Origin of the sequence: Corynebacterium sp., assembly GCF_022712275.1 — a bacterium.
Classification (GTDB): domain Bacteria; phylum Actinomycetota; class Actinomycetes; order Mycobacteriales; family Mycobacteriaceae; genus Corynebacterium.
This window is the reverse complement of sequence record NZ_JALAGU010000026.1, coordinates 160,580-178,844: the sequence shown is the minus strand read 5'-3', so window position 1 is coordinate 178,844 and position 18,265 is coordinate 160,580. Positions and strand designations below refer to the sequence as shown.

General features: G+C 70.0%; 14 protein-coding genes. 7 read left to right on the top strand and 7 right to left on the bottom strand.

The features are described from left to right. From rpsC to rpsQ, 4 genes are all read left to right on the top strand, one after another. A partial coding sequence (gene rpsC, locus Q0A27_RS06025; RefSeq protein ID WP_291474151.1) for a 30S ribosomal protein S3 occupies positions 1-706 on the top strand: 706 nt, incomplete at its 5' end. A gap of 3 nt (positions 707-709) precedes the next feature. Beyond that, complete coding sequence (gene rplP, locus Q0A27_RS06020) at positions 710-1,126, top strand: 50S ribosomal protein L16 (RefSeq protein WP_014010887.1); 417 nt, start codon at positions 710-712, stop codon at positions 1,124-1,126. Continuing rightward, entirely contained in the window at positions 1,126-1,359 is a 234-nt protein-coding gene (gene rpmC / locus Q0A27_RS06015; protein ID WP_291474150.1) for a 50S ribosomal protein L29, read from the top strand. Before rplP ends, rpmC begins: the two co-directional genes overlap by 1 nt. After that, the gene (rpsQ, locus tag Q0A27_RS06010) at positions 1,356-1,637 is read left to right on the top strand and encodes a 30S ribosomal protein S17 (protein WP_291474149.1); all 282 of its coding nucleotides are present in this window, start codon (positions 1,356-1,358) and stop codon (positions 1,635-1,637) included. The genes rpmC and rpsQ overlap by 4 nt, the downstream gene beginning before the upstream one ends. Positions 1,638-1,868: 231 nt before the next feature. On the opposite strand, the gene Q0A27_RS06005 is transcribed toward rpsQ, so the two are convergent. Both Q0A27_RS06005 and Q0A27_RS06000 read right to left on the bottom strand, forming a co-directional pair. Next, positions 1,869-3,506 (bottom strand): (2,3-dihydroxybenzoyl)adenylate synthase, encoded by a 1,638-nt coding sequence (locus tag Q0A27_RS06005; RefSeq protein ID WP_291474148.1) that lies wholly within the window; start codon positions 3,504-3,506, stop codon positions 1,869-1,871. Continuing rightward, positions 3,503-10,213 (bottom strand): condensation domain-containing protein, encoded by a 6,711-nt coding sequence (locus tag Q0A27_RS06000; protein ID WP_291474147.1) that lies wholly within the window; start codon positions 10,211-10,213, stop codon positions 3,503-3,505. The genes Q0A27_RS06005 and Q0A27_RS06000 overlap by 4 nt, the downstream gene beginning before the upstream one ends. An 86-nt stretch (positions 10,214-10,299) precedes the next feature. Between Q0A27_RS06000 and Q0A27_RS05995 the strand changes: the two genes are divergently transcribed. Further along, positions 10,300-10,551 (top strand): phosphopantetheine-binding protein, encoded by a 252-nt coding sequence (locus tag Q0A27_RS05995; protein WP_291474146.1) that lies wholly within the window; start codon positions 10,300-10,302, stop codon positions 10,549-10,551. Here Q0A27_RS05995 and Q0A27_RS05990 read toward each other — a convergent pair. Next, complete coding sequence (locus Q0A27_RS05990) at positions 10,548-12,314, bottom strand: amino acid adenylation domain-containing protein (protein ID WP_291474145.1); 1,767 nt, start codon at positions 12,312-12,314, stop codon at positions 10,548-10,550. The genes Q0A27_RS05995 and Q0A27_RS05990 overlap by 4 nt on opposite strands. After that, on the bottom strand, positions 12,311-13,666 hold the full coding sequence (locus Q0A27_RS05985; RefSeq protein WP_291474144.1) for a SidA/IucD/PvdA family monooxygenase: 1,356 nt from the start codon (positions 13,664-13,666) through the stop codon (positions 12,311-12,313). The genes Q0A27_RS05990 and Q0A27_RS05985 overlap by 4 nt, the downstream gene beginning before the upstream one ends. Positions 13,667-13,752: 86 nt before the next feature. Here Q0A27_RS05985 and Q0A27_RS05980 point away from each other — a divergent pair, with 86 nt between their 5' ends. Together Q0A27_RS05980 and Q0A27_RS05975 are read left to right on the top strand one after the other, a co-directional pair. Next, a complete protein-coding gene (locus Q0A27_RS05980; RefSeq protein ID WP_291474143.1) occupies positions 13,753-14,448 on the top strand; it encodes a GNAT family N-acetyltransferase in 696 nt (231 codons plus the stop codon). Positions 14,449-14,568: 120 nt separating this feature from the next. Continuing rightward, the gene (locus Q0A27_RS05975; protein ID WP_291474142.1) at positions 14,569-15,201 is read left to right on the top strand and encodes a GNAT family N-acetyltransferase; all 633 of its coding nucleotides are present in this window, start codon (positions 14,569-14,571) and stop codon (positions 15,199-15,201) included. A 21-nt stretch (positions 15,202-15,222) separates the two neighbouring features. On the opposite strand, the gene Q0A27_RS05970 is transcribed toward Q0A27_RS05975, so the two are convergent. From Q0A27_RS05970 to Q0A27_RS05960, 3 genes are read right to left on the bottom strand one after another with little or no spacing between them, the layout of a single operon-like run. Continuing rightward, positions 15,223-16,365 (bottom strand): acyl-CoA dehydrogenase family protein, encoded by a 1,143-nt coding sequence (locus Q0A27_RS05970; protein WP_291474141.1) that lies wholly within the window; start codon positions 16,363-16,365, stop codon positions 15,223-15,225. Then, positions 16,362-17,468, bottom strand: a complete 1,107-nt coding sequence (sfnG, locus tag Q0A27_RS05965; protein WP_291474140.1) for a dimethylsulfone monooxygenase SfnG — start codon at positions 17,466-17,468, stop codon at positions 16,362-16,364. The genes Q0A27_RS05970 and sfnG overlap by 4 nt, the downstream gene beginning before the upstream one ends. A gap of 4 nt (positions 17,469-17,472) precedes the next feature. Further along, positions 17,473-18,042, bottom strand: coding sequence for a flavin reductase family protein (locus Q0A27_RS05960; protein WP_291474139.1), 570 nt, complete (start codon positions 18,040-18,042; stop codon positions 17,473-17,475). Positions 18,043-18,265 lie beyond the last annotated feature (223 nt).

Below are 18,265 nucleotides of genomic sequence, written 5' to 3'. Positions count from 1 at the left end.
TTCCGAGTGGCGCTCCCGCTGGTACGCCGACAAGCAGTACGCTGACTACCTCGCCGAGGACATCAAGATCCGCGAGTTCCTGTCGAAGGGCCTCGACCGCGCCGGCATCGCCGACGTCGTCATCGAGCGCACCCGCGACCGCGTCCGCGTGGACATCCACACCGCCCGCCCGGGTATCGTCATCGGTCGCCGCGGCGCCGAGGCCGACCGGATCCGTGGCCGTCTGGAGAAGCTGACCGGTAAGCAGGTCCAGCTGAACATCCTCGAGGTCAAGAACATCGACGCGAACGCCCAGCTGGTGGCCCAGTCCATCGCTGAGCAGCTGAGCAACCGCGTGGCCTTCCGCCGCGCGATGCGCAAGGCCATCCAGTCCGCGATGCGCCAGCCCCAGGTGAAGGGCATCAAGGTCGTCTGCTCCGGTCGTCTGGGCGGCGCTGAGATGGGCCGCACCGAGCGTTACCACGAGGGTCGCGTTCCGCTGCACACCCTGCGCGCCGAGATCGACTACGGCACCTACGAGGCCCACACCACCTTCGGCCGCATCGGCGTGAAGGTCTGGATCTACAAGGGTGACGTCGTCGGCGGCCGCCGCGAGTCTCTGCTGAACGCCCGTGACGAGCGCAACTCCCGCGGTGGCGCCCGTCGTGAGCGTCCGCGTCGCGGTGGGGCCCGCCGGCAGCGTGCCGACCAGAAGCAGGAGGGTTAACCCATGCTTATCCCCAAGCGCGTCAAGTTCCGCCGTCAGCACCGGCCGCACCGTTCCGGTGTGTCCAAGGGCGGCAACCGCGTGACCTTCGGCGACTACGGCCTGCAGGCCCTGGAGCCGACCTACATCACCAACCGTCAGATCGAGGCTGCTCGTATCGCCATCAACCGCCACGTCAAGCGTGGTGGCAAGGTGTGGATCAACATCTTCCCGGACCGTCCGCTGACCCAGAAGCCGCTCGGCGTGCGTATGGGTTCCGGTAAGGGCCCGGTCGAGAAGTGGGTCGCGAACGTCAAGCCCGGCCGCATCCTGTTCGAGATGTCCTACCCTAACGAGGAGATCGCCCTCGAGGCTCTCCGTCGCGCCGGTAACAAGCTCCCCTGCAAGGTGCGCATCGTCAAGAAGGAGGATCAGTTCTGATGGCTACCGGTACCCCGGCTCACGAGCTCCGTGACCTCAGCAACGACGAGCTGACCACCAAGCTGAAGGAGGCGAAGGAGGAGCTGTTCAACCTGCGCTTCCAGAACGCCACCGGTCAGCTGACCAACAACCGTCGCCTCGGCACCGTCAAGCGCGACATCGCCCGGATCTACACCGTGCTCCGCGAGCGCGACCTGGGCCTGTCCACCGCTCCGGAGGGTGACGCAGCATGAGTGAGGCCAACGTGACCAACGAGAACACCAAGGGCAGCCGCAAGGTCCGTCAGGGCTACGTGGTGTCCGACAAGATGAGCAAGACCATCGTTGTCGAGCTCGAGGACCGTAAGCGCCACGCGCTCTACGGCAAGATCATGCGCACCAACACCAAGGTGAAGGCGCACGACGAGGAGAACACCGCCGGTATCGGCGACCTCGTCCGCATCGAGGAGACCCGCCCGCTGTCCAAGGACAAGCACTTCCGTCTCGTCGAGATCATCGAGAAGGCCAAGTAGTCTCTGCTTTCCGCAGGGCTCACGCCTGATCGTCACTGATCACCGAAAGCCCCCGCCCCGGGTCTGTCCGGGTCGGGGGCTTTCGCGCGTCCGGGTCAGGAAGTGTGCCTCGGGGAGGACGTCGACAGACGTAATCTGCGAGCACGGATGGCGTGAACCCGGCAGTTCAGTGCATTCGTGCCCGCAGATTTCGACGGATGCTCCGGACTCCCGACCGCTCCGGACGCCCGCCTAGGCCTGCTGAGCCTTCTTGGAGACCTTGCCGACGCCGGTCAGCGGGAACTCGGCGACGATGTCGATGAGGTCGGGCACCGCGAAGCTCGACAGCCCGGCCTCGCGGGCGAACTTCCGAAGCTTGGTAGGCGTGAGTCCGTGCGCAGCGGGATCGGAGGCGGCGTCCTGCCGGGGAATGACGAACGCGCGGATCTTCTCACCGAGCACCTCATCCGGCATGCCGACGACAGAGACGTCGTGGACAGCGTCGTGGGTGAGCAGGATGTTCTCCACGGCCTCCGGCGCGATCTTCTCACCACCCCGGTTGATCTGGTCCTTGGCACGGCCGACGACGGTGAGCGTCCCGCCGCGGAAGACGACGATGTCGCCGGTGCGGTAGAAGCCGTCGGCGGTGAAGGACCGGGCGTTGACCTCGGGGGCACGGTGGTAGCGGCGGATCGTGTACGGACCGCGGGTGAGCAGATTTCCCGGCTCACCCTCCGGCACGTCGACGTCCTCGTCGTCGACCACGCGGATCTCGTCCCACGGGCTCATGGGGCGTCCCTGGGTGGCGACGGTCTCCTCGATCGAGGCGTCCAGCGGAGTGTAGTTGACCAGTCCTTCAGCCATGCCGAAGACCTGCTGGAGCGTCCAGCCGAGTTCCGGGTGGACGCGACGGGCGGCGGCTTCCGACAGTTTCGCCCCGCCGACCCACACGGTGCGGACCGAGGAGACGTCGAAGGAGTCGCGCTCCGGGAAGTTCAGCAGACTGATCAGCGCCGGCGGCACCAGGGCCAGGTGGGTGACACCGTGCTCGGCGATCAGCGGCAGCACCTCAGTCGGCATCGGGTCGGCGGCGAAGACGATGGACGCACCGACCTGCACCGCGCCGAGGATGCCAGGGGAGCTCATCGTGAAGTTGTGGGAGGCGGGCAGCGCCACCAGCAGCACATCCCCGTGCCGCAGATCGCAGACATCGACGGACGCGCGCACGGAGTAGAGGTAGTCGTCGTGGGTCTTCGGTATCTGCTTGGGCACACCGGTGGTGCCGCCGGAGAGCTGCAGGAAGGCGAGCTCGTCGGGGGCGACGGACGCGGCGTCCGGCACGGGCAGGGCGTCCGCCCCGTCCCACGGGGACGCCTCGTCGACGAGGATCATGGTGACCTCCTCGGCGACGTCCCGGTGCACCCGGGCGAGGTGACGGTTCGGCGTCGCGGTGGAGACGTAGAACCGGGCCGGGGCGTGGGAGGCGAAGTGGCGGATCTCGGTGGAGCCGTGGGCGGGAAGGGAGAACACCGGGATCGCGCCGAGCCGCCAGACGGCGAAGACGGTCTCCAGGTAGGCCACGGAGTTCGGCAGCTGGATGATGACGCCGTCACCGCGACCCACCCCGGCACCGGCCAGGACGGCGGCGGCACGGGACACGCCCTCGTCCAGCCCTGTCCAGGTCACGGTGCGGTGCCGGTCGGTGGCGGCGGTTTCGGCGGGCCAGGATTCCACGGCACGGCGGAACAGGGCCCAGTGGGTGTCGCCGGTCCAGGCACCGAGCTTGCGGTAGCGCTCGGCGTCCTCACGGGGGACACCGGTGGCGAGAACGTCGGGGTTGCCGGGGGCGTCGGCATCGGTCGCGGCGTCGAGAACAGTCTGATGGTTCACTGCAGTCCTTCCAGAATGGCAGGGGTGATCGCGTCCCAGCCGGCGTCGGTGGCGAGACCGGCATGGGTGAGGTCGAGGGTGAGGGTGCGGGGCGTGCGGGGGAGGACGCCGGCCCAGGCGGAAGCGGGGTCCCACCCGCGGTGCCCCTGCAGGTCGGCGACCCGCTCATCGGCCGTTGTCGCGACGATGAGCTGGGTCTCGCCACCGAAGGCGGTGAGGTCCACCGGGGCGGCGGTGCGCAGCAGGCCGTCGCAGTAGGCGAGGTTGGTGCCCAGGGTGCGTGCCATCATCTCGGCGGCCTCGGCGCCACCGGGCATGTCGTCGATGTCAGGGACTCCGGCGACGGCGGCGATCTGCGTGGCGGTGAGCTCAGGGGTCTCGGCAGGTGACTCAGGCACGGGGCCGGCTCCTGCGGGGTAGGCGTCCATGATGCCGAGCCAGGAGACCTCTTCACCGCGGCGCAGCAGTTCGGCGGTCATGGCCTGCGCGAGGACGCCGCCGAAGGAGTATCCGAGAAGCCGGTAGGGGCCGTGTGCCTGGACCTGCTGGACGGAGTCGACGTAGCCGACGGCGAGCTCCGTCAGGTCGGTGACCGCCGGGTGCGGGTCCGGGAGCTGCAGGCCGGTGACCGGGATGTCGTGCGCGGAGAGGCGGTCGGCGAGGCCACGGAACGGCAGGGCGAACCCACCGCCGGGGTGCACGGCGAAGACGGGTGACTGGGCGCCGGGGCCCAGCGGCAGGATCTGGCTCGATCCGCCACCGGTCAGCCGTGCGGCCAGGGCGGCGGGGGAGCCGGTCTCGACGATGTCCTGGATGGTGACCTCGTCGAGCCCCTCGCGACGCAGCCGGCCGAGCAGTCGCATGGCGAGCAGGGAGTGGCCGCCGATGTCGAAGAAGTTGTCGTGGTCGCCCACGTGGTCCGTCTTCAGCAGGGACGCCATGACGCCGGCGACGGTCGCGGTGACCTCGGCGGGGCCCAGGTCGGGATTGGTCGGGGTCGGCCGGGCGGGTTCAGCCGGTGCAGCGGTCTGAGCGGGCTGAGCAGCCTGGGCGACCGGCGTGGCGCCTTTTCCGGTGCAGGTGCCCTCCCAACGGGGCAGTCCGCTCAGCACCTCGTCCACGGTCGGATCCCCGACCAGGGCGTCGAGGACCCGGGTGAGGGTGTCGCGCGCGAGGGTGACGAAGGCGGCGTCCACCAGGTCGGGGCGGTGCGCGAGGACGACGCGCATCGGCTCGCCCGGGTCGGTCGGCGGTGCGACACAGGACAGTGGGAAGCTGGTCATGCCGTCGACGTGCACCTCCGCTACACCGATCCGGTCGCCGGTGAGGGGAGTGGCGGGCAGTGAGGGGAAGTTGTCGAAGACGACGAGCGTGTCGAACAACGCCCCGCCGCCGGCGAGTTGCTCCACACGGATCAGCGGGGTGGACTCGTGGGCGGTCATCGCGGCCTGGGTACGTCCGATGGTGCGCAGCAGGTCGGTGACGGTGCCGGCGCGGGTTGCGGCGTCGAGGGTGACGCGGGCAGGCAGGGTGTTGATGAACAGCCCGACGGTCTGCTCGATGCCGGGCAGTTCGGTCGGACGCCCCGAGACCGTCGTCCCGAAGATGACGTCCTCCCGGCCGGTCAGCGCAGCGAGGGTCAGTGACCAGGCAGCCTGCAGCAGGGTGTTCCCGGTGACGCCGGCGGCGCGGGCACGCTGGGCCAGCGAGTCCGGGACCGTCAGCTCATCGACGGTTTCCCGGGTCACCTCACCGGTGCGCTCCAGGTCCTCGGGCGTGACCGGGGCGAGGTCGTGGATGATCGTGCCGTTGACGGTGCCGGTGGTGGTGCCCAGTCGCTCACGCCAGGCGTCGTCGTCGGCGTCGGTGGCACCCGAGGCATCGCGGTCGGCGAGCCAGGTGAGGTAGTCGGAGTAGGGGGCGGCGGAAGGCAGGGCGTCCCCGTGGTAGATGCTGAGCAGGTCACGCAGCATGACCGGGGTGGACCAGCCGTCGGTGAGAAGGTGGTGGTTGCCGAGGACCAGGCGGGCGGACACCGTGTCCGCTTCCCCGGTTCCCGGCAGCAGGACGAGCTCGGCGGCGACGAGCGGGCCGGCCGTCAGGTCGATGCGCCGGGACGCCATGGCGCGCAGCCGGTCGTCGGCGGCCGCGGTGGCGGCGTCCGCCGGGAGGTAGCGGAGGTCGACGGTGCGCCACGGCAGCTCGACGCCACGGGGGATCAGCTGCACGGGTTCGTCGAGGCTCTCACCGTCGAAGCGGGCGCGGAGCAGATCGTGGCGCCCGAGGGTGGAGCGGAAGGCCCGGTGGAGGCGGTCGGCGTCGACTGGTCCGCGCAGATCGATGCCGGCGGAGAGGACGTAGCCCGACCCGCCGCTGAGTGCGTGGTAGAGCAGGCCTTCCTGCAGCGGGGAGACCGGCCACACGTCGGCGAGCGGGCCGTGGCGCTGTTCCCAGATGTCGATCTGCGCCTGGCTGACTTCGACGGCCAGGTCGGAAGGGGCGGCCCCACCGTCGGTGGTCCGGGCGAGCACGGCCAGGGCGGTCAGTGCCTCGGTGAGCTGCGCGGCGAGTTCCGGGGTGCCGTTGTAGAGCCGCGCGTCCTCCGGGCTGACGAGCAGGTGCGGGGCACCGGCGGTGAGCAGCGTCGGCCCGGTCGGCAGCATCGGAGAGGACACCGGCCCGACCGTCAGTGCAGGGGTCGCGACACTCTCGGGTGCCTCCTTGACCTGCAGCAGGACCTCGCGGGGCGTGCCGGTGAGCGCCGGCAGGGTGGTGGTGTGGGCGAGGTTGCCGAGGACCTGCGTGTCGGTGGTGCGGAGGCGCATACCGACGGCCTGCCCGGTCGCGAGTGCCGCTGCGGCCGTGACCACGACCTCCGGGGTGGTGTGGAACAGCTCGGGGAGCAGGGAGAACAGTGCTTCGCGGTCGGGCACCTCGAGCAGGGTGGGCTGCTGTGCCGACTCCTGTGCCGGTTCCTGTGTCTCGTCGGCGACGAGGTCGGGTCCGGTGGTGGTGTCGGCCAGTGCGGCGGCGCGCCACGACCCGGCGGCAGGACATAGCGGGCGGCCGGCCAGGGCACGGTCCAGTTCCGCGAGGAAGGTGGCGGTACTGTCCGGGTCGAGGACGCTGCGGTGCACGGTGACCTGCAGGTCGCCGTTGTCGTCGGGGATGGTGACGCGCCAGACGAGGCCGCGCTGCGGGGCGAGGCCGGCAGGCGTGGCGGTGTCGGCGGTCGTCTCCAGGATGACCTCGGCCGGGTCGACCAGCGGGGTACGCGGGACGATGATCTGCGGGGTGTCGGCGGTGAGGTCGAGGACGGCGCGCAGTGCACCGTGGGTGGTCATCATCGTGGTGACGGCGGTGAGCAGGCGGTCGCGGTCGACTCCGGGGGCGGAGACCGTACCGGTCAGAGCTGCTCGGGCAGGCACGGCTGTCGTGGGGAAGGCGCCGGTGGCGTAGAGGGTGTCTGCACCGGTGCCGGTGCCGGTGCCGGTGGTGGTGCCGGGTGCAGCGCCGTCCTCCTGCGCTGCCCCGCGTCCGGTGTCCGGGGTGACCCGCTCGGCTGCGGCGGCGACATCGGCCAGTTCCGTCCCGGCGAGCAGGTCCTTCGCGGCGATGCCGTAGCCACGGTGGCGCAGGCGCCCGGCGGCGGTGAGAGCACCGATGCTGTCGCCACCGAGACTGATGAAGTCCCGGTCCAGGGGCAGCAGGTCACCGGAGTCGAGGCCGAGAATCCCGGCAAGGACGTCGGCGAGGACCAGTTCGGCGGCGCTCCGGGGGTTCACTGAATCTTCCTCTGCCGCCCTCTCCGGGAATCTGCCACCCGGGGCGACATTTGGGGTGACGTTCACCTTTTCCGCGAGGGCACGGCGGTCGATCTTGCCGCCGACGGTCAGCGGCAGCCGGTCATGGACCTGCACCCGGGTCGGCACGAGGTGTCCGGGCACCGTCTCCGCGACCGCGGCCCGCACATCGAAGGCCGGGACCCGGGCGGCAGCCGCCTCAGTCAGCGACACATGGGCGATGAGTTTCAGCGCGCCGGGCGCCCCGAAGGTACCGACGGCGGCACCGGTGATCTCGGGCAGGGCGAGCAGTGCGGCCTCGACCTCGCCGGGTTCGACACGGTGGCCGCGGATCTCCAGTTGGTCGTCGGCACGGCCGAGGAACAGGGTGCCGCGTCCGGGCATCCACCGCACCAGGTCTCCGGTACGGTAGCTGCGGATGCTCCCGTCGCTCCCGTCGATCTCACCGAAGACCTCGGCGGTCTGCTCCGGGCGACCGCGGTAGCCCGGCGCCACCTGCGGCCCGGCGAGGACGAGCTCGCCGACCTCGTTGTCCGGCACGGGTTCACCGTCGGTGTCCAGGATCAGCGCGGTCATGCCCGGCACGGCACGACCGATGGTGACCGGTCCCGGCGTCACGCGCGCGGTGAGGGCGTCCACCGTGGTCTCGGTCGGTCCGTAGACGTTCCATGCAGAGATACGCGACGCTGCGAGCCGGTCCCACAGGGACGCCGGTATCGCCTCACCACCGAGGATGACGGTGCTCACCGCGGAATCGTGGAGCGCACCGGAGTCGATGAGTGCACCGGCGAGCGAGGGGGTGGCGTCGAGCACGGAGATCCGGTCGCGCTGCAGCACGGTACGCACCGCGGCCGGATCACCGACGGTGCCGTGGTCGTAGAGGTGCACGGTGGCACCGGTGAAGATCCAGGCGAGCTGGTCCAGTGCGGCGTCGAAGGAGAAGGACGCCGTGTGCGCGACATGGAGGCGACCGTCGGTGGAGCGTGACCAGGCGTCCGGCCAGAGCTCGGCGGCGTGCCCGGCGAGCAGGGACTCCACGGCGGACCGGGTGATCTCCACGCCCTTCGGGGTGCCGGTGGTACCCGAGGTGTAGAGGAGATAGGCCAGGTCGGGGAGGGCCGCTGCGGTGCTGTCCGTGTCAGTGGTGCGCAGGCCGTTCTCGTCGAGGACCGCGACGGCACCGGAGTCACCGAGGATCTGTGTCCGACGCGCCGCCGGGTGCTCGCGGTCGAGGACGACGAAGGCGCGGTGGGCGCGCCACACGGCCAGGACTGCGACGGCGAGGTCCGGTCCCTTCGGCAGGTCGAGGGCGATGACCGAGCCATCGTCACCGGCACCGGACAGCTCAGTGACCAGGTCCGCGACCTGCCGGTGGACCTCGGCGGCAGTGAGCGAGACCGTGGCGTCGTCACTGACGAGCAGGGGAGCGTCCGCGGTCTCCCAGGCGCTCTCACCGGAGGAACGGACTCCGAGCCGGTCGACGAGTTCGTCGAGGGTGGGGACGACCTCGGGCAGGGGCTCCCCGGCCCGGTCCGCGGCGACGGTGGCACGGAAGGTGGCGTCCCGCAGGCGGACATCGGCCAGCGGGCCGGAGCAGGTGAGGAAGGCACGGATGTCCTCGAGTCGCTGCCGGGCGGTCGCCGCGGGGACGCTCAACGGGTCGGTCTCGAAACCGAGGTCGACGCCACCGTCGGCGGCCGGGGTGACCACGAGGACGAGGTCCTCCGGCGGGCCACCGGCGACATTGCGGAGAACACCGACGGTGCCGGCGAAATCAAGGGAGAAGTCGAAGGTCTTGAGGTTCAGACCGATGCCGTGCAACACCGCCGGGCCACCGGTACCACGCAGGTCGCGGGCCAGTTCGGAGCCGGGGTAGCGCTGGTGGGAACGGACCTCGTCAAGGGCGGAGTGTGCCGCGGCGGCGACCTGCTCCAGAGTGTCGGTGCCGGCCACCGGGAAACGCAGCGGCAGCATGTTCACCAGCATCGCCGGGGTGCGGCGCAGCGGGCCCGAGGTCCGGGCCATCATCGGCATCGCCAGCAGGGCCTCCTGCGAACCGTCGACCCGGGTACCGGTGAACCCGAACTTGCGCAGCCAGGCACCGTAGGCCGCCATGACCAGGTCCGACCAGACCAGGCCGGCGTCCTCGGCACGTGCCCGCAGGTCGGTCATCTCCCCGGCGGAGAGACGTACTGTCGTGGTGATCGAGGTCGTGCCCGCACCGTGGACATGGTCCTCGCGGCCGGTGGTGTCCGGGGCGGGGGTGAGGTAGTCGTGCCAGAACGCGCGGTCTGTATCCCTGTCCGCCGCGGCGTAGGCCAGGTCGGCTTCGACGATCTCGGCGATCGGGGCGAACCTGGTGCGCCGGGCGGCGCGTCCCCCCGCGAGTTCGGTGTAGTGCGCGGCGGTGCGGCGGGTGAGCAGCGCGGCGCTGTACCCGTCGACGATGATGTGGTGGTACAGCTGCACGCACCACACCCGACGCAGCCCGGCGTCATCGGAACCCAGGTCGAGGATCAGGTAGCGGTGCAGATCACCGTCGGTCATGGTGCGCCAGCGCTCACCGCAGGACGCCTTCTCCGCGTCGATGACCGCGTGGGCCAGCAGCACCGGGTCCGGCGCGCTGGAGAGGTCACGGATCTCCGGGCGGGACGCCGGGGTGTCGTCGACGAACTGCCGGGGACCGTCGGCGGTGTCGGTGAAGCGCAGTCGCAGGGTCTCGGACTCGTCTACGGTCAGCCGGACGGCTTCGGCGAGCAGGTCGACGGGGCTCTCCCCGTCCGCGCCGGAGGCCAGACCGTCGAGTTCCAGGACCTCGCCGACGACGTAGTAGGGGGACGTCGGGTCGAGGAGCTGGGCGTTCCAGATGCCGCGCTGGGCGGCACCGAGGTCGAGCAGGGACAAGACAATGACCTTTCAGGTCTGGTGAGGCTCAGTTAAGCCGGGGTGGTAGAGTCCGCGCGGAACAACCGCACAAGGAAAGGTGAAATATGACAGAGCAGGGCACTCTTGACGACCTCATGGCGTCCCTCCGGGTGAAGGTCGCCACGCTGATGAACATCGAGGTCGGCGACCTGGACGAGGACGAGGAGCTCATGGACCAGGGTCTGGACTCGGTCCGCCTCGTCGAGGTCGTCAGCTTCCTGCGGGATGCCGGTTACCAGGCCGACTTCGCCGACCTCGCCGAGGACAGCTCGTTGACCGCCTGGCGTGAACTCCTCGAGGATCTCGGGGAGAACTAGAACAGCTCCGCGAGAGCCTTCCGGTCGAGCTTGCCGTTGTGGTTCATCGGCAGGCTGTCGACCACGAGGATCTTCGAGGGGACCATGTACTCCGGCACCTCGCGCGCGAGCTGGGTGGCCAGTGCGGTGGTGTCGGGAGCATCCGCGGCGTCCTCGTCGGCGATGACGGCGGCGTAGAGCACCTGCGCGCCGCCCTCGTCGGTGGCGACGGCGGCGGCCTGACGCACACCCGGCAGATCCCGGAGGCGGGACTCGACCTCGCCGAGCTCCACGCGGTTGCCGCGGATCTTCACCTGGTCGCCGATGCGGCCCAGGAACTTCAGGATGCGGCGTCCCCCCACCTCGGTCCAGGAGACGATGTCGCCGGTGCGGTACATGCGTCCGCCGTCGGCCTCGGGGTACAGCGAATCGACGAAGACCTCGGTGGTCAGCTCGTCGCGGTTGAGGTACCCCAGGCCCACCTGCGGGCCGGCGAGGCACAGCTCACCGGGGGTGTCCCAGGCGTCACCGGCCGGGTCAACCTCTGTGCCGTCGTCGGCGATGACGTAGCAGGCGACGTTGTCCTCGGGCAGGCCGAGCAGGCTGGCGGTGTCGTCGAAGTCGGCGGCGTTGACCAGTTCGTCGGTGTACTCGATCCAGGTGACGTCCATCGCCGCCTCGGTCGGACCGTAGAGACCGTGCACGCGGCAGCCGATCTCGTCGCGGGAGCGGCGCACGATGTCCGCGGGCACGGCCTCGCCGCCGAAGATCATGTGGCGGATATTGCTGAATGCGCTCAACGGGACGCCGAAGTCGTCGAGGACGTCGAAGATGACGCGCATCAGCGAGGGGACCATCGACATGACGGTGACGTCGTAGCCGGAGATCATCTTCACCAACGCGTCGACGTCACCGGGCCACCAGTCAGGCGCCGGGACGACGACCACGCCGCCGGTGGCCAACGGGCCGATGAGCTCGGCGACGCCCACGTCGAAGCTCACCGGGGCCTTCTGCAGCATGCGGATCGGAGCGGACGCCTCGCCGGCCTCCGTCGTGGAGGTCAGGGCCCGGCCCATCCACAGCAGGTGGGCGGTGACGCCGATGTGCGTGTTCACCGCGCCCTTCGGCGTCCCCGTGGTGCCCGAGGTGTAGATGATGTAGCAGGGGTCTTCACCGCGCACCGGGCGGGACTGCTCGGTCTGGCTGAACGGGCCGGCGGTGGCCCAGGTCGGGTCGGCGGAACCGTCGAGGATCGCGCGACCCAGCGGCGAGTCGTCGGTGATCGTCGCGGTGACGATGCCGGACTTCGCCAGCTTGTCGGCCAGGCCCGCCGGGAGGGACGCCCCACCGAGGGCGAAGGCCGCAGCCGGCTCACAGTCGCCGAAGATGAAGGCGACCCGCTCGGCGGGATAGGAGGCGTCCACCGGGACGTACACCGCACCGGCACGGATGATGCCGGAGACGACGGCGGACATCCAGCCGCAGCGGTTGGCGAGAACGGCGACACGGTCGCCGGTGCCCACACCGCGGTCCCGCAGGTAGCGGGCGACGGCGGTGGCGCGACGGTCGAGCTCGGCGAAGGTCAGCGGACCACCGTCGCCCACGACGGCGGGGTCGTCGGGGTGGGTTGCCGCAGTCTGTGCGAACAGGACGTCGAGCGAGGCCGGCCCGATGTCGACGGTCGGGCCGAAGCGCAGGTCACCGGCGCGTCCGGTGTAGGCGGGGACTGAAGACGCTGAAGACGCTGAAGACGCTGAAGACGCTGAAGACACGGAGGCGGTCACAGGGTGATCCTTTCGGGAGACGGGACAGTGGCGGTAGGGGAGTCGGGGCGGACGCCGAGACCGGTGAGGACACGGTCGGACAGCTCACCCAGGCAGCTGAGGTTGGCGAAGCCGGGACCCTGCCGGAAACCGGCGAAGGCGGGGAGGAAGAGGGTGGGGGACATGCCTTCGAGGGCGAGGTCCTCGCCGATCCGGTCCTCGACGGCCCCGGCGGTGACCGCGCCACCGCAGGCGGAGATCAGCGAGGCGACGGTGCGCTCGTCCATCATCCGGGTGAACCACAGCGGCGAATTACCGCGGGCGTCGATGACCAGGTCGAACAGTTCGGTGCGCTCACCGGTGCGTCCGCCGGGCAGACTCTCGGTGAGATGCACGGCGGTGGCGCCGTCTGCGCCGGGCTCGCTGGTGACCGAGCTGACGCGTCCCCGCAGGTGGCTGACCCGGTCCTCGGCCATGAGGTTGGTCTGCACCCGGGCTGAGAACACACCCCGGTCGCAGCGGGCGATGACGTCTCGACGGGCGTCCTCGTCGAGCGTGGCCCAGGCGCGCGGGTCGGTGTAGATCTCGTTCTCGAAGACGCCCTCACCACGGGAGAAGATCGTCGCGGTCGGCGAGACGACGGCGATGTCCACCACATCGTGGCGGACCACTTCGTCGATGATCGACGCCGCGGTCTCGCCACCTCCGATGACGGCGACACGGCTGGCCGTGGGGAGGCGTCCTTCCCCTACCGCCGACCAGAAGCCGGAGACGGAGAGGACGCTCGGCAGCGGGGCGATGCGGCGGTCGGAGCGTCCTGGCCCGGTCATCATCAGGGCGTCCGCGGTGACGCGGGTGGTGGAGCCGTCGGCGAGGTCGACGGACAGGGACCAGCCGTCGGCGCCGAGGTTGCCGGTGCCGCGGGTATTACGCAGGCCGATGCGGGTGACCTGGCCGTTGACCAGGTTCATGCGGGTGTTCACCGCCGCCCAGCGCAGGTAGTCCGCCCAGAGGTAGTGGCGGGGTGAGGGGTGTCCGCGGTCGACCCAGGAGGCGTAGCGGTCCGTGGCGATGAGGAAGGCGTGCCAGCTCACTGACATGAGTTCGCGGTCAACGCAACGGTTGAGCGGGTCGGTCTCACCGGACCCGGCGATGCGGGTGCGGTAGGGGAAGCCGACGTCCTTGGTGGGGGAGGTGCCGAGCTGGTGGCGTCCGTCGGTCCAGCCTCCGCCGGAACGCCAGTTCCCGCCGATGCCCTGGTAGTCCACGACGGTGATGTCGGGGGTGGAGAGACCGAGGCTGCGCAGGGCGTGCGCTTTGGCCTGGACGGCGACCGCCTTGGGGCCGGCGCCGAGTATGACGAGTGATTTCACGTGGGTAGGCTACCCTGGGAAGGTCACCCTGATCAAAGGTAAAGGGTGGCTAACTTACTACGTCTCCCGAAAGTTGTTGCCGCACCATGTCCCACGACACTACAGAATCTGCCGCTCAGGCGGTGGATCCCGAGGTGGATCTCAGCGTCCTGCACCGCCTGCGCAGCGATGTTCCGTCTGAACAATTTCTCCCCGACCCGCCGCCCGTGCCCGCCGAACTCGGCCACGGGCTCGACGCACACTTCGCGGTCCGCCCCGCCGATCCTGAGCAGGACGCCGCGATGGTCGCCGACTGGATGCGGACCCCGCAGCTCGAAGCCGCGTGGGAGCAGCCCTGGCCCGCCGAGCGCTGGGCCGCGGACTGGCGGGCGAAGCTCTCCACCACGTACTCCGTGCCCGTCATCGTCTCCTACCGGGGCCGCGACGTCGGCTACATGGAGATCTACCGGCCGCACCGCGACGAGATCGGCAAGGTCTACCGTTCGCAGCCGCACGATCTCGGCTGGCATGTCGCCATCGGGGACGCGTCCTTGACCTCCAACGGCATCTTCGGACCGTTCCTGCGCGACCTCACCACGGCGCTCATGGCCGCGGACCCGGAGTGTCGGCTGGTGATCGTCGAGCCGGACGCCGGCAATGAGCGCGTCCACCACGGTCTGCGGGCCTTCGGTGCGGTGGACGCCGGTGAATGGCAGCAGCGTGCAGACCGTCGCGTCCGCCTGTTCCTCTGGCCGGCGGACGGGGAGGATGCCGAGGCCCGGCTGTTCGACCGGGAGAGCTGACCGGGGACTGGCCGAGACTGAACATCCTGTTCAGGATCGTGTGTTAGGGTCGCCTCTGTCGCAGCTCCGGCGACACCCCTACCCCATGTCTCTGTATCCCATCTCCTAAGGAACTCTCCCATGACCGCTTCCCCCTCACCGGTCCTCCCGCGCCTGCGGACCGATCTCCCTCCCTCCTCCATTCTTCCCTCACAGCCCCCGGTGCCGGATCTGACCGGGGGCTTCGCTGATTTCGCACTGCGGGTCGCCTCGCCCTCACCCGGCTCGGGGGACGCCGCCCTCGTCGCCGAGTGGATGTCGCTCCCGCACCTCGTCGAGACCTGGGAGCAACCCTGGGGTCCGGAACGCTGGGCGGAGGACTGGCGCGCGAAGCTGGCGACGACCTACTCGGTGCCGCTGATCCTCACACTGCGCGGGGAGTCGATCGGCTACATGGAGATCTACCGGCCGCACCGCGACGAGATCGGTGCGGTCTACGAGTCGGAGCCGCATGACCTCGGGCTGCACATCGCGGTCGGTGATCCGGCGCTGATCGGGCGCAGGGTGGTCGGCCCCCTGCTCGGTGCCCTGCCTCCGGCCCTGCTGTCCGCTGATCCGGAGTGCCGGGTCGTGGTCGTCGAGCCGGACCACCGCAACGAGCGGATGCATGCGGTGCTGCGTCGTGAGGGGTGGATGGACCAGGGTGAGCGGCAGCAGCGCGCGGACCGGCGGGTGCGGCTGTTCCTCTTCGGGGACGACGCCGCGACGCGGTAGTGCCACCGGCGCTGTGCGCCGCTACAACTGCGGCCCGAGTTGAGGTGCCTCGCCGGTGAGCGCGGCACGGCCCAGGACCGCTGCCTTGTCGCGTCGTCGTTCATGCAGGGTGTGGGTGCGCAGGTCACGCCAGTGGCGGTCGAGCCCCTCATCGCCGTGGCCGGAGGTGCCGCGGGTGCCGGTGAGTTCGAAGATGCGGGACGCCACATCGACCGTCACCGCCCCCGTGGTGGCTTTCGCGGCGGCGACCTGCAGGGCGGTGTCCGCGCGGTCGGCGTCCGTCGGGTCGGGGTGCGCCCACAGGGCGTCGAGCGCCCGGCCGGCCTTCTCCAGGACCGCCTCGGCGGCGAAGCGCTGCGCGGTGAGTTCGCCGGCGAGCTGAGCGGTGAGGTCATCGGGTGCGGAGCCGTTCCCGGCCAGGTCGACCGCCGCATCCAGGGCGGATGTCGCAATGCCCACGTCGATGGCCGTGTGCAGCAGCTGCGCGAACGCCCCGTAGCCGGGAAGTGCGAGTGCGCGGTCGAAGGTGTGGACACGGTGGTCGGGGACCGCGGCGTCCTGGAGGGTGACCGTACCGGAACCGGTGAAGCGCTGGCCGAGGGCGTCCCAGTCGTCGTGGACACGGATGCCGGGGGTGTCTGCGTCGAGGAAGGCGGCGAGGGTCTGCCGGTCCTCGCCGGGGTGCCTGGCGGTGACCGCCAGGACATCGGCGGAGGGGGAGCCGGTGCAGAAGACCTTCGTGCCGGTGAGGGTGTTGGTCTGGAGGACCACCGGATCGCGCTCGGCCTGGGCGTTGGCGATGAGGGTGCCGGCGCGCAGTCGGTCGGCCCAGTACTCCTCGAGGTCGGGGTGGTCGCCGGCGAAAAGCCAGCGGCTGAAGGTGAAGTGCGACTGCGGGATCTGCGCGAGGGAACCGTCGGCGGTGGCGAGGATCCGCAGGGCGTCCGCAATCTGTGACGGCGGCAGTTCCGGGCCGCCGAGCCGTGCCGGAACAGTGGCGGCGAGCAGGCCGGACCCCTTGAGGGCGGTCACGGCCTCGGCTATGCGTCGGGCCCGGTCGGTGTGTGCCGCCCGGTCTGTGTGGCCGGCGTGCGTGGCGTCCCCGGAGACGACGGCAGCCACCGCACGGGCGGCGGTGGCAGGGTCGGTGAGTACAGCGGTCATGCGTTGACGTGGGCGGGGGCAACGGCAGGGGCAGTGGAGTCACTGCGCAGCGGTGTGATGACCTCCTTGCCGAAGCGCTCGACCTCCTCCTGGAAGTTGAGATGTCCGGTGAGAACCAGGTCCGCGCCGATGTTCCGCAGCTCGTCGATCCGGTCGCTGATCTGGTCGGCGGTGCCGATGAGCCCGGTGCGGAAGCCGTCGTTGTACTGCACGAGGTCCTCCAGGGAGGAATTGGCCCACATGCCCTTGCCGTCGGCGGTGGACTGACCGGCCTGCTTGACCGAGGCGGCGAAGCCTTCGACCGCGCCCTGGTCGGCCTGCGCGATGATGTCGCGGAGCTTGTCGTGGGCCTGCTGTTCGGTGTCCTCGAGGATGACGAAGCCGTTGACCCCGATCTTCACCTCGCGTCCGGCGTCCTCGGCATGGCGGCGGACCTGGTCGATCTGGAGCTTCAGCTCGTCGACCGGGGCGCCGTTGAGGAAGTACCAGTCGGCGAAATGTCCGCCGTTGAACTGTGCGGCCGACGAGTTGCCGCCCTGGAACAGCTCGGGGGCGACGGTCGGGTGCGGGCTGATGGAGTAGTCGTGCAGGCGGTAGAAGTCACCGTTGAACTCGGCGTGGTCGCCGGCGAAGATCGCGCGGAGGACCTGCAGGAACTCGCCGGAGCGGCGGTAGCGTTCGTCATGCTCCAGCCAGGGCTCGCCGAACTTCCGGAACTCGTCTTTCAGCCAGCCGGAGACGACGTTGAGGGCGAAGCGTCCGTCGTAGAGCTCACTGGCGGTCGTGGCGAGGTTGGCGAGGACGGCGGGCTGCCAGAAGCCGGGGTGGACGGCGGCGATGACCTTGAGTTTCTCGGTGGCCTCGAGCAGTGCGAGGGAGAAACTGACGGACTCGTGCTGCGACTCGGCACCGTAGGACCCGAGGTAGCGGACCTGCGACAGGGCGTAGTCGAAGCCGACCTGCTCGGCGGTCTGTGCCAGGCGGCGGTTGTAGTCGATGCCCCAGTCGGTGGTCTGCCCGATGTCGGATACGACGAGGCCGCCGGAGACGTTCGGCACCCAGTAGGCGAACTGCAGGTTGTCGGTGATCTGTGCGGTGGACATGGTTCTACAGCTCCCCGACGGTCGTGACCTGCGAACCGTGGAAAACCAACGGAGCGGCGGACGGGGCGTGCTGGGCGACACGGTCGACCTCGAGAACCGCGGTGACGTGGTCGCCGGTGTCGAATTCGTTGACGATGTGGCCGGTGAGGTGGACCGCGGCGTCCTCCAGAAGGACGCTGCCCCGGTCGTTGTCCCAGGAGATGCCGTCGAAGCGCTCGTCGATCGGGCCGGCGAGCTGGCGGACGAGCGGGGCGTGGTCGGCGGTGAGGACGGAGATACCGAGGTGGTCGGCGGCGCGCAGCAGCGGCCAGGAACGGGAGGTCTTCTGGACGCTGACGGCGACGAGGGCGGGTTCGAGGGAGAGGCCGACGTAGGAGCCGACGATGAGGCCGATGGGCCTGCCGTCGACGACAGCGGCGAGGGTGGTGATCGGGGTCGGGATGGACGCCCACGCGGAGCGGAGCTCGGTGGGGGAGAGCGGTGTGGTGGTGCGCTCGGTGGTGTGGTTGGCGGTGGTTGAGTTAGCGCGATCGGCGGTGGTTGCTGTCGGTGCTGCGGAGGTCGGTGCTGTCATGTCCACGAGTAGACCACTCGGTCTGGATCGGACGCCATGATTACCGGAACCCCTGAATGGAAGGGTTCGGGCCGTCCGCTGCGTCCTCCCCGCGCCGGGCTTCAGATCTGCGTCAGGCATGCATCCGGCATTCTGTGGCACGGAATCCGGAATCCGTGCCTGACGCAGATGTGCTGCACGATGTGTGCGGGGAGTTCCGGTGGTTCCGCAGTGCACATGATTC

What these genes read in the sequence shown, in the direction of transcription:
- rplP (WP_014010887.1), top strand. Translation starts at nt 710, where the DNA reads ATGCTTATCCCCAAGCGCGTCAAGTTCCGCCGTCAGCACCGGCCGCAC.
- rpmC (WP_291474150.1), top strand. Translation starts at nt 1,126, where the DNA reads ATGGCTACCGGTACCCCGGCTCACGAGCTCCGTGACCTCAGCAACGAC.
- rpsQ (WP_291474149.1), top strand. Translation starts at nt 1,356, where the DNA reads ATGAGTGAGGCCAACGTGACCAACGAGAACACCAAGGGCAGCCGCAAG.
- Q0A27_RS05995 (WP_291474146.1), top strand. Translation starts at nt 10,300, where the DNA reads ATGACAGAGCAGGGCACTCTTGACGACCTCATGGCGTCCCTCCGGGTG.
- Q0A27_RS05980 (WP_291474143.1), top strand. Translation starts at nt 13,753, where the DNA reads ATGTCCCACGACACTACAGAATCTGCCGCTCAGGCGGTGGATCCCGAG.
- Q0A27_RS05975 (WP_291474142.1), top strand. Translation starts at nt 14,569, where the DNA reads ATGACCGCTTCCCCCTCACCGGTCCTCCCGCGCCTGCGGACCGATCTC.
- Q0A27_RS05970 (WP_291474141.1), bottom strand. Translation starts at nt 16,365, where the DNA reads ATGACCGCTGTACTCACCGACCCTGCCACCGCCGCCCGTGCGGTGGCT.
- sfnG (WP_291474140.1), bottom strand. Translation starts at nt 17,468, where the DNA reads ATGTCCACCGCACAGATCACCGACAACCTGCAGTTCGCCTACTGGGTG.
- Q0A27_RS05960 (WP_291474139.1), bottom strand. Translation starts at nt 18,042, where the DNA reads ATGACAGCACCGACCTCCGCAGCACCGACAGCAACCACCGCCGATCGC.